At 58.2% G+C, this 10797-nt stretch carries 7 protein-coding genes; all 7 read left to right on the forward strand.

Annotated elements, in window-relative coordinates; all coding sequences use genetic code 11:
* The 7 genes from sdhA (at nt 1) to sucD (ending at nt 10638) form a co-directional block, all read left to right on the forward strand.
* Nucleotides 1-1776 (forward strand): succinate dehydrogenase flavoprotein subunit, encoded by a 1776-nt coding sequence (sdhA, locus tag KRR23_RS12215; RefSeq protein ID WP_054593425.1) that lies wholly within the window; start codon nt 1-3, stop codon nt 1774-1776.
* A gap of 11 nt (nt 1777-1787) precedes the next feature.
* A complete protein-coding gene (locus tag KRR23_RS12220; RefSeq protein ID WP_019692321.1) occupies nt 1788-2492 on the forward strand; it encodes a succinate dehydrogenase iron-sulfur subunit in 705 nt (234 codons plus the stop codon).
* Nucleotides 2493-2754: 262 nt separating this feature from the next.
* Entirely contained in the window at nt 2755-5586 is a 2832-nt protein-coding gene (locus KRR23_RS12225) for a 2-oxoglutarate dehydrogenase E1 component (RefSeq protein ID WP_054593423.1), read from the forward strand.
* A gap of 42 nt (nt 5587-5628) precedes the next feature.
* Nucleotides 5629-6846 carry a 2-oxoglutarate dehydrogenase complex dihydrolipoyllysine-residue succinyltransferase gene (gene odhB / locus KRR23_RS12230; RefSeq protein ID WP_123585364.1) on the forward strand — a complete coding sequence of 406 codons (1218 nt, stop codon included), beginning with the start codon at nt 5629-5631 and terminating at the stop codon, nt 6844-6846.
* 111 nt (nt 6847-6957) lie between these two features.
* The gene (gene lpdA, locus KRR23_RS12235; RefSeq protein ID WP_054593421.1) at nt 6958-8394 is read left to right on the forward strand and encodes a dihydrolipoyl dehydrogenase; all 1437 of its coding nucleotides are present in this window, start codon (nt 6958-6960) and stop codon (nt 8392-8394) included.
* Nucleotides 8395-8590: 196 nt separating this feature from the next.
* Complete coding sequence (sucC, locus tag KRR23_RS12240; protein ID WP_007919879.1) at nt 8591-9757, forward strand: ADP-forming succinate--CoA ligase subunit beta; 1167 nt, start codon at nt 8591-8593, stop codon at nt 9755-9757.
* The gene (sucD, locus tag KRR23_RS12245) at nt 9757-10638 is read left to right on the forward strand and encodes a succinate--CoA ligase subunit alpha (protein ID WP_019692317.1); all 882 of its coding nucleotides are present in this window, start codon (nt 9757-9759) and stop codon (nt 10636-10638) included. The genes sucC and sucD overlap by 1 nt, the downstream gene beginning before the upstream one ends.
* The last annotated feature ends 159 nt before the right edge of the window (nt 10639-10797 follow it).

Raw genomic sequence — 10797 nt, forward strand, 5'->3', positions numbered from 1 at the left:
ATGTCTAACTCAGTAAATACGCTTTCGTTCGACGCCATTATCATTGGCGGCGGCGGTGCTGGCATGCGCGCTGCGCTGCAGCTGGCACAAGGTGGTCACAAGACTGCCGTAGTTACCAAGGTTTTCCCGACTCGTTCGCACACTGTATCCGCCCAGGGTGGCATCACCTGCGCCATCGCGTCCGCTGATCCGAACGATGACTGGCGCTGGCACATGTACGATACCGTCAAGGGTTCCGACTACATCGGTGACCAGGACGCTATCGAATACATGTGTTCCGTAGGCCCGGAAGCGGTCTTCGAGCTCGAGCACATGGGCTTGCCGTTCTCCCGTACCGAACAGGGTCGCATCTATCAGCGTCCGTTCGGCGGTCAGTCGAAAGACTTCGGTAAAGGTGGCCAGGCTGCCCGTACCTGCGCTGCTGCCGACCGTACCGGTCACGCTCTGCTGCACACTCTGTACCAGGCCAACCTGAAGGCCGGCACGGTATTCCTCAACGAATACTACGGCGTCGACCTGGTGAAGAACGAAGACGGTGCCTTTGTCGGCATGATCGTCATCTGCATCGAAACCGGCGAAACCTCCTACGTCCGCGCTAACGCCACCGTTCTGGCGACTGGCGGTGCAGGTCGTATCTACTCGTCCACCACCAACGCCCTGATCAACACCGGTGACGGCGTCGGCATGGCTCTGCGTGCTGGCGTGCCGGTACAAGACATCGAAATGTGGCAGTTCCACCCGACCGGCATCGCCGGCGCCGGTGTACTGGTTACCGAAGGTTGCCGCGGTGAAGGCGGTTACCTGATCAACAAGCACGGCGAGCGTTTCATGGAGCGTTATGCTCCGAACGCCAAAGACCTTGCTGGTCGTGACGTGGTTGCTCGCTCGATGGTTAAAGAAATCATCGCCGGCAACGGTTGCGGTCCGGATGGCGACCACGTGATGCTGAAACTCGATCACCTCGGTGAAGAGGTTCTGCACAGTCGTCTGCCAGGCATCATGGAATTGTCCAAGACCTTCGCTCACGTCGATCCAGCCGTAGCGCCGATCCCGGTTGTTCCAACCTGCCACTATATGATGGGCGGCGTTGCCACCAACATTCATGGCCAGGCAATCACTCAGGACGCCGACGGCAAGGACCAGATCATTCCTGGCCTGTTCGCGGTAGGCGAAGTGGCGTGCGTATCGGTTCACGGTGCCAACCGTCTGGGCGGCAACTCGCTGCTCGACCTGGTGGTATTCGGCCGTGCCGCCGGCCTGTTCCTGGAGCAGACCCTGAAAGAAGGCGTCGACTACGCTCGCCCTCGCCAGTCCGACATCGACGCAGCCCTGGCGCGTCTCGATGGCCTGAACTCGCGTACCGAAGGCGAAGACGTCGCTACCCTGCGTAAAGAGCTGCAAAGCTGCATGCAGAACTACTTCGGTGTATTCCGTACCGGCGAATACATGCAGAAGGGTATTGCTCAGCTGGCTGATCTGCGTGGCCGTATCGCCAACGTCAAGATCAACGATAAGAGCCAGGCGTTCAACACTGCTCGTATCGAAGCGCTGGAACTGCAAAACCTGCTGGAAGTGGCCGAAGCTACTGCCATCGCTGCAGAAATCCGCAAAGAGTCCCGCGGCGCTCACGCCCGTGAAGACTACGAAGACCGCGACGACGAAAACTGGCTGTGCCACACCCTGTACTTCCCGGGTGACAAGCGCGTTACCAAGCGTGCCGTGAACTTCTCGCCGAAGACTGTTCCGACTTTTGAACCTAAGATTCGGACTTATTAAGGGTGGCCGCCATGTTGCAAGTCAGTGTTTATCGCTACAACCCTGATCAGGACGCCGCGCCGTTCATGCAGGAATTCCAGGTCGACACCGGTGGTAAAGACCTGATGGTGCTGGACGTGCTGGCCCTGATCAAAGAGCAGGACGAGGGTTTCTCCTATCGTCGCTCTTGCCGTGAAGGTGTTTGCGGTTCCGACGGCATGAACATCAACGGCAAAAACGGTCTGGCCTGCGTCACGCCGCTGTCCGCTGTTGTCAAAGGTAACAAGTTGATCGTTCGTCCTCTGCCAGGTTTGCCGGTTATCCGTGACCTGGTCGTCGATATGAGCATCTTCTACAAGCAATACGAAAAGGTTAAGCCTTTCCTGCAGAACGACACGCCGGCTCCGGCCATCGAGCGTCTGCAGACTCCTGAAGAGCGTGAAAAGCTCGACGGTCTGTACGAGTGCATCCTGTGCGCTTGCTGCTCGACCTCTTGCCCGTCCTTCTGGTGGAACCCGGACAAGTTCCTGGGTCCAGCTGCTCTGCTGCAAGCCTACCGCTTCCTGGCAGACAGCCGCGACACCAAGACTTCCGAGCGTCTGGCTTCGCTGGATGACCCGTTCAGCGTATTCCGCTGCCGCGGGATCATGAACTGCGTCAACGTATGTCCGAAAGGCCTGAACCCGACTAAGGCCATCGGTCACATACGTAACATGCTGCTGCAAAGCGGCGTGTGATTCAGCTGTTGTACCCGTAGAACTGCTGTACCCGTAGAGGCTAAGGCGCGGGCTTCAACCCGCGTCTTGGCTATAACCAGAGTGGCAGCCCACAAGGCTGCGGCTCTTATTTTGAAGAAATGAGACAAGCAGGGGCATCCGGGCTGGTACCCGGACTATCAGCGTGATCCTAAGTGGCTTGTTTTGGTCGCTGCACTCGGACTTCTGCAAGCTTGCTCGGTGTCTTCGCCGATGGTGTTCCCCTAACCGAGGGTGACCAAGCATGCAAGAAAGCGTGATGCAGCGCATGTGGAACAGCGGCTATCTTTCAGGTGGTAACGCTGCCTATGTGGAAGAGCTTTATGAGCTCTACCTGCACGACCCTAACGCTGTGCCGGAAGAGTGGCGCACCAAATTTCAGACGTTGCCCGCTGACGGCAACGCTGCCACCGATGTATCGCACTCGACGATTCGCGATCATTTCGTGCTGCTGGCAAAGAACCAGCGCCGCGCCCAACCGGTTTCCGCCGGCAGCGTGAGCAGTGAGCACGAGAAGAAGCAAGTTGAAGTACTGCGACTGATCCAGGCCTACCGTATGCGTGGCCACCAGGCAGCCCAGCTTGACCCGCTGGGGCTGTGGCAGCGTCCTGCACCTGCAGACCTGTCGATCAATCATTACGGCTTGACCAATGCCGATCTTGATACGACCTTCCGTGCCGGCGACCTGTTCATCGGCAAAGAGGAAGCGAGCCTACGCGAAATTCACGAAGCGTTGCAGCAGACATATTGCCGCACCATCGGCGCTGAATTTACTCACATCGTCGATTCCGAGCAGCGCCAGTGGTTCCAGCAGCGTCTGGAAGGCGTGCGTGGTCGTCCGGTGTATTCGGCCGACATCAAGAGCCATCTGCTCGAGCGCGTCACCGCAGGTGAAGGTCTGGAAAAATACCTGGGTACCAAATACCCTGGCACCAAGCGTTTCGGCCTGGAAGGCGGCGAGAGCCTGATTCCGATGCTGGACGAGCTGATCCAGCGCTCCGGTTCCTACGGCACCAAGGAAATCGTTATCGGCATGGCCCACCGTGGCCGTCTGAACGTGCTGGTCAACACCTTCGGCAAGAACCCGCGCGAGCTGTTCGACGAGTTCGAAGGCAAGAAGAAGGTCGAGCTGGGTTCCGGTGACGTTAAATACCACCAGGGCTTCTCCTCCAACGTGATGACCGCAGGCGGCGAAGTCCACCTGGCCATGGCCTTCAACCCGTCCCACCTGGAAATCGTTTCGCCAGTGGTCGAGGGTTCGGTCCGTGCCCGTCAGGATCGTCGTAACGACCCTACCGGTGAGAAAGTCCTGCCGATTTCCATCCACGGTGACGCGGCATTCGCAGGTCAAGGCGTGGTCATGGAAACCTTCCAGATGTCGCAGACTCGCGGCTTCCGGACTGGCGGTACAGTTCACATCGTGATCAACAACCAGGTTGGCTTCACCATCAGCAACCCGGAAGACTCGCGTTCCACCGAGTACGCCACCGACGTTGCGAAAATGATCCAGGCGCCGATCCTCCATGTGAATGGTGATGATCCGGAAGCCGTATTGTTCGTGACCCAACTGGCCATCGACTACCGCATGCAGTTCAAGCGTGATGTGGTGATCGACCTGGTCTGCTACCGTCGTCGCGGTCACAACGAAGCGGACGAGCCAAGCGGCACCCAGCCTCTGATGTATCAGCAGATCACCAAGCAGCGCACCACGCGTGAGCTGTATGCCGATCGCCTGACCCAGAGCGGTGTGCTTGACGCAGCGCGTGTTCAGACGAAAGTCGACGAATACCGCAACGCGCTCGACAACGGCCTGCACGTAGTGAAAAGCCTGGTCAAGGAGCCGAACAAAGAGCTGTTCGTCGACTGGCGTCCGTACCTGGGCCACGCCTGGACTGCGCGTCACGACACCACGTTCGATCTGAAGACCCTGCAAGAGCTGTCCGCCAAGCTGCTGGAAATTCCGGAAGGTTTCGTGGTTCAGCGCCAGGTTGCGAAGATCTACGAAGACCGTCAGAAAATGCAAGCCGGCGGCCTGCCGATCAACTGGGGTTACGCCGAAACCATGGCGTACGCGACCCTGGCGTTCGAAGGTCACCCGATTCGCATGACCGGCCAGGACATCGGCCGCGGTACGTTCTCGCACCGTCATGCGGTATTGCACAACCAGAAAGACGCGGGCACCTACATCCCGTTGCAACACCTGTACGAAGGCCAGCCACGTTTCGACCTGTACGATTCGTTCCTGTCCGAAGAAGCCGTACTGGCGTTCGAATATGGCTACTCCACCACCACGCCTGACGCGCTGGTGATCTGGGAAGCCCAGTTCGGCGACTTCGCCAACGGTGCCCAGGTGGTTATCGACCAGTTCATCACCAGCGGTGAGCACAAGTGGGGCCGTCTGTGCGGTCTGACCATGTTGCTGCCACACGGCTATGAAGGTCAGGGTCCGGAGCACTCTTCGGCTCGTCTGGAACGTTACCTGCAGCTGTGCGCCGAGCACAACATTCAGGTGTGCATGCCGACTACGCCGGCCCAGATCTACCACTTGCTGCGTCGCCAGGTGATTCGTCCTCTGCGCAAACCACTGGTAGTGCTGACTCCGAAGTCGCTGTTGCGTCACAAGCTGGCCATCTCGACCCTGGAAGATCTGGCCGAAGGTTCGTTCCAGACCGTTATTCCGGAAATCGATGCGCATGATCCGAAAAAGGTCACTCGTCTCGTGCTGTGTAGCGGCAAGGTCTACTACGACCTGTTGGAAAAACGCCGTGCCGAAGGTCGTGACGACATCGCCATCGTGCGTCTTGAGCAGCTGTACCCATTCCCTGAGGACGACTTGATTGAAGTCCTGGCTCCTTATTCCAACCTCAAACACGTCGTTTGGTGTCAGGAAGAGCCGATGAACCAGGGTGCCTGGTACTGCAGCCAGCATCACATGCGCCGCATCGTTGGCGGTCACAACAAGTCTCTCGTACTCGAGTACGCGGGCCGTGACGCTTCTGCTGCACCTGCTTGTGGTTATGCATCGATGCACGCCGAACAGCAGGAAAAACTGCTGCAAGACGCCTTTACTGTTTAACGCCTTCGCGCACCTGAAACCGAATTTAAGGAACCACAGACAATGGCTATCGAGATCAAAGCCCCCACTTTCCCGGAATCGGTTGCCGATGGCACCGTTGCCACCTGGCACAAAAAACCGGGCGACGCGGTCAAGCGCGACGAACTGATCGTCGACATCGAAACCGATAAAGTCGTACTGGAAGTGTTGGCTACCGCTGATGGCGTACTGGGCGCTATCGTCAAGAACGAAGGCGACACCGTTCTGTCCGACGAAGTCCTGGGCTCCATCGGGGAGGGCGGTGCTGTTGCCGCCGCTCCGGCTGCCGCTGCTGCGCCTGCACAGGCTGCTGCTTCGGCTGCTGTTGGCGAAGATGATCCTGTTGCTGCACCGGCTGCTCGCAAGCTGGCTGAAGAAAACGGCATCAACATCGCTTCCGTTGCCGGTACTGGCAAAGGCGGCCGTGTGACCAAGGAAGACGTGGTTGCAGCCGTTGCTGCCAAGAAAGCCGCTCCGGCTGCCGCGCCTGCCAAGGCCGCTGCCCCGGCTGCCGCTGCTCCTGTGTTCGCCGCTGGCGACCGCACCGAGAAGCGCGTACCGATGACCCGCGTGCGCGCAACCGTGGCCAAGCGCCTGGTTGAAGCCCAGTCGAACATGGCGATGCTGACTACTTTCAACGAAGTCGACATGACTGAAGTCATGGCCCTGCGTTCGAAGTACAAGGACCTGTTCGAGAAGTCCCACAATGGCGTGCGCCTGGGCTTCATGTCGTTCTTCGTGAAAGCGGCCACCGAAGCGCTGAAACGCTTCCCGGCTGTCAACGCTTCCATCGACGGTGGCGACATCGTTTACCACGGCTATGCTGACGTCGGCGTTGCCGTGTCCAGCGACCGTGGCCTGGTGGTGCCGGTTCTGCGTAACGCCGAACTGATGAGCCTGGCTGAAATCGAAGGCGGCATTGCCAACTTCGGCAAGAAGGCTCGCGACGGCAAGCTGACCATCGACGAAATGACCGGTGGCACGTTCACCATCACCAACGGTGGTACATTCGGCTCGATGATGTCGACCCCGATCGTCAACCCGCCACAAGCGGCTATCCTGGGCATGCACAACATTCTGCAGCGTCCGATGGCGATCAACGGTCAGGTTGTTATCCGTCCGATGATGTACCTGGCTCTGTCCTACGATCACCGTTTGATCGACGGCAAAGAAGCTGTGACCTTCCTGGTTACCATCAAGAACCTGCTGGAAGACCCGGCTCGTCTGCTGCTGGATATCTGATTCCGTTGCACGGGCCGCTCAGCGATGAGCGGCCCATCTGTAATGACCAGCTTCGTCCCACGACGGTCCCCTGAACGGGATCGTCCGGTTTGATTCGAGAAGGAATGACACATGACTCAGAAATTCGACGTGGTAGTGATTGGTGCGGGCCCTGGCGGCTACGTAGCTGCCATCAAAGCGGCGCAACTTGGCCTTTCGACTGCCTGCATCGAGAAATACACCGACAAAGAGGGCAAACTGGCCCTCGGCGGTACTTGCCTGAACGTCGGCTGCATTCCGTCCAAGGCGCTGCTGGACAGCTCCTGGAAGTTTCACGAAGCTCAAGACGGCTTCGCGATCCACGGCATCAACCACGCTGGCGTGACCATGGACGTGCCAGCAATGGTCGGCCGCAAGGCCAACATCGTCAAAGGCCTGACCTCTGGCGTTGCCACCCTGTTCAAAGCCAATGGCGTGACCTCCCTGCAAGGCCACGGCAAACTGCTGGCCGGCAAGAAAGTCGAACTGACCAAGCCTGACGGCAGCGTCGAAATCATCGAAGCCGAGAACGTGATCCTGGCTCCAGGTTCGCGCCCGATCGACATTCCACCGGCTCCGGTTGACCAGAACGTGATCGTCGATTCGACCGGCGCTCTGGAATTCCAGTCCGTACCTAAGCGTCTGGGCGTAATCGGTGCTGGCGTGATTGGTCTGGAGTTGGGTTCGGTCTGGTCCCGTCTGGGCGCAGAAGTTACCGTTCTTGAAGCGCTGGACACCTTCCTGATGGCGGCTGACGCTGCTGTTTCCAAGGAAGCGCTGAAAACCCTGACCAAACAGGGTCTGGACATCAAGCTGGGGGCTCGCGTTACCGGTTCCAAAGTGAACGGCAACGAAGTCGTTGTGAACTACACCGATGCCAACGGCGAACAGAACATCACTTTCGACAAGCTGATCGTAGCCGTTGGTCGCCGTCCAGTGACCACTGATCTGCTGTCCGCCGATTGCGGCGTGACCCTCGACGAGCGTGGTTTCGTGCACGTTGACGATCACTGCGCCACCACCGTACCGGGCGTTTACGCCATTGGTGACGTGGTTCGCGGCATGATGCTGGCACACAAGGCCTCGGAAGAGGGCATCATGGTTGTCGAGCGCATCAAGGGCCACAAAGCCCAGATGAACTATGACCTGATCCCTTCGGTTATTTATACTCACCCGGAAATTGCATGGGTCGGTAAAACCGAGCAGGCCTTGAAAGCTGAAGGCGTTGAAGTTAACGTCGGCACTTTCCCGTTTGCAGCCTCTGGCCGTGCCATGGCAGCCAACGATACCGGCGGTTTCGTCAAAGTTATCGCTGATGCCAAGACTGACCGCGTATTGGGCGTCCACGTGATTGGCCCGAGCGCAGCAGAACTGGTACAGCAGGGCGCAATCGGCATGGAATTCGGCACTAGCGCCGAAGACCTGGGCATGATGGTTTTCTCCCATCCGACCCTGTCCGAAGCCTTGCACGAAGCAGCTCTGGCAGTGAATGGCGGCGCCATCCACATCGCCAACCGCAAGAAGCGTTAAGACAATAAGAAACCACGGCGGAATGGCCCGTCGTGAGCCTTGCCTGCAAGACTCACCGCGGAATATCCGCTGGACGCAGTCTTGCGTAGCTGTACCGGTTGTCCGGAAAGGCTACGCAAGCAGCAGTCACAGGTGGTGCGGCACTTGAATGAGTGCAGCACCGAATGCGCAGTACCTAACGAAGACGGTAATAAGCATGAATCTTCACGAGTATCAGGGTAAGCAGCTGTTCGCTGAGTACGGCCTGCCAGTATCGACCGGTTACGCGGTAGACACCCCGGAAGCAGCAGCAGAAGCTTGCGACAAAATCGGCGGCAGCGAGTGGGTTGTCAAAGCCCAGGTTCACGCCGGTGGTCGCGGTAAAGCGGGCGGCGTCAAGCTGGTTCGCAGCAAAGAAGACGCTAAAGCATTCGCTCAACAGTGGTTGGGCAAGCGTCTGGTGACTTACCAGACTGATGCCAATGGTCAGCCAGTCACCAAGATCCTGGTTGAATCGTGCACTGATATCGCTAAAGAGCTGTACCTGGGCGCTGTCGTTGACCGTTCGAGCCGTCGCATCGTGTTCATGGCTTCCACCGAAGGTGGCGTGGACATCGAGAAAATCGCTCACGACACCCCTGAGAAAATCCTCAAGGCCACTATCGATCCACTGGTTGGCGCTCAGCCATTCCAGGGTCGCGAGCTGGCATTCCAGCTGGGTCTGGAAGGCAAGCAAGTTGCTCAGTTCGCCAAGATCTTCGTAGGTCTGGCCAAACTGTTCAAGGATCACGACCTGGCTCTGCTGGAAGTGAACCCGCTGGTGATCAAGGCTGACGGCGATCTGCACTGCCTGGACGCGAAGATCAACATCGACGCCAACGCCATGTACCGTCAGCCTAAGCTGAAGACTTTCCACGATCCGTCGCAAGACGATCCACGCGAAGCGCACGCTGCCAAGTTCGAACTGAACTACGTAGCCCTGGAAGGCAACATCGGTTGCATGGTCAACGGTGCTGGCCTGGCCATGGGTACCATGGACATCGTCAACCTGCATGGCGGCAAACCAGCCAACTTCCTCGACGTGGGCGGCGGTGCTACCAAAGAACGCGTTACCGAAGCGTTCAAGATCATCCTGTCCGACACTAACGTCGCTGCAGTATTGGTCAACATCTTCGGCGGCATCGTTCGCTGCGACATGATTGCCGAAGGCATCATCGGCGCTGTGAAAGAAGTCGGCGTGAAAATCCCGGTTGTTGTTCGCCTTGAAGGCAACAACGCTGAGCTGGGCGCTAAAGTACTGGCAGAAAGCGGTTTGAACATCATCGCTGCTACCAGCCTGACCGACGCTGCTCAACAAGTCGTTAAAGCTGCGGAGGGCAAATAATGAGCGTCCTGATCAATAAAGACACCAAAGTTATCTGCCAGGGTATTACCGGTTCGCAAGGTAGTTTCCACACCCAGCAAGCCATCGAGTACGGCACCAAGATGGTTGGTGGCGTAACTCCAGGCAAAGGCGGCACCGAGCACCTGGGTCTGCCAGTGTTCAACACTGTGAAAGACGCTGTAGCAGCCACTGGCGCCACCGCCAGCGTGATCTACGTTCCAGCTCCTTTCTGCAAGGACTCGATCCTGGAAGCAGCATTCGGCGGCATCAAGCTGATCGTTTGCATCACTGAAGGCATTCCTACCCTGGACATGCTGGATGCCAAGGTCAAGTGCGACGAGCTGGGCGTGATCCTGATCGGCCCTAACTGCCCAGGCGTGATCACTCCAGGCGAATGCAAGATCGGCATCATGCCAGGTCACATTCACTTGCCAGGCAAGGTCGGTATCGTTTCGCGTTCCGGCACCCTGACCTACGAAGCTGTCAAGCAAACTACTGACGCCGGTTTCGGTCAGTCGACTTGCGTCGGCATCGGTGGTGACCCGATCCCGGGTTCGAACTTCATCGACATCCTGAAACTGTTCCAGGAAGACCCGAAGACCGAAGCGATCGTGATGATCGGTGAGATCGGCGGTTCGGCTGAAGAAGAAGCGGCTGCCTACATCAAGGCACACGTGACCAAGCCGGTTGTTTCCTACATCGCTGGTGTGACTGCCCCTGCGGGCAAGCGCATGGGCCATGCTGGCGCAATCATCTCTGGCGGCAAAGGCACTGCAGACGAGAAATTCGCTGCTCTGCAAGACGCAGGCGTTAAAACCGTGCGTTCGCTGGCAGACATCGGCAAGGCCCTGGCCGAGCTGACTGGCTGGGCTGTCAAGTAAGCCTCGCGCTTAGCTGACGCTCCACCAAACAAAGGCCACCTTCGGGTGGCCTTTGTCGTTTTCGGGGTGATCGTTCCCACGCTCCGTGATCTGACCCCAAAAAGCTGGACGTTTACATGTCTATGCCTGAGCGGCCTGAGTTCTGTATTCAACAGGACT

Origin of the sequence: Pseudomonas sp. CVAP#3 (assembly GCF_018986375.1) — a bacterium.
GTDB classification, from domain to species: Bacteria; Pseudomonadota; Gammaproteobacteria; order Pseudomonadales; family Pseudomonadaceae; genus Aquipseudomonas; species Aquipseudomonas helvetica.

Excerpts from the sequence above, each read along its gene's own strand:
- KRR23_RS12225 (WP_054593423.1), top strand. The coding sequence starts at position 2,755 with ATGCAAGAAAGCGTGATGCAGCGCATGTGGAACAGCGGCTATCTTTCA.
- sucD (WP_019692317.1), top strand. The coding sequence starts at position 9,757 with ATGAGCGTCCTGATCAATAAAGACACCAAAGTTATCTGCCAGGGTATT.
- KRR23_RS12220 (WP_019692321.1), top strand. The coding sequence starts at position 1,788 with ATGTTGCAAGTCAGTGTTTATCGCTACAACCCTGATCAGGACGCCGCG.
- lpdA (WP_054593421.1), top strand. The coding sequence starts at position 6,958 with ATGACTCAGAAATTCGACGTGGTAGTGATTGGTGCGGGCCCTGGCGGC.
- odhB (WP_123585364.1), top strand. The coding sequence starts at position 5,629 with ATGGCTATCGAGATCAAAGCCCCCACTTTCCCGGAATCGGTTGCCGAT.
- sdhA (WP_054593425.1), top strand. The coding sequence starts at position 1 with ATGTCTAACTCAGTAAATACGCTTTCGTTCGACGCCATTATCATTGGC.
- sucC (WP_007919879.1), top strand. The coding sequence starts at position 8,591 with ATGAATCTTCACGAGTATCAGGGTAAGCAGCTGTTCGCTGAGTACGGC.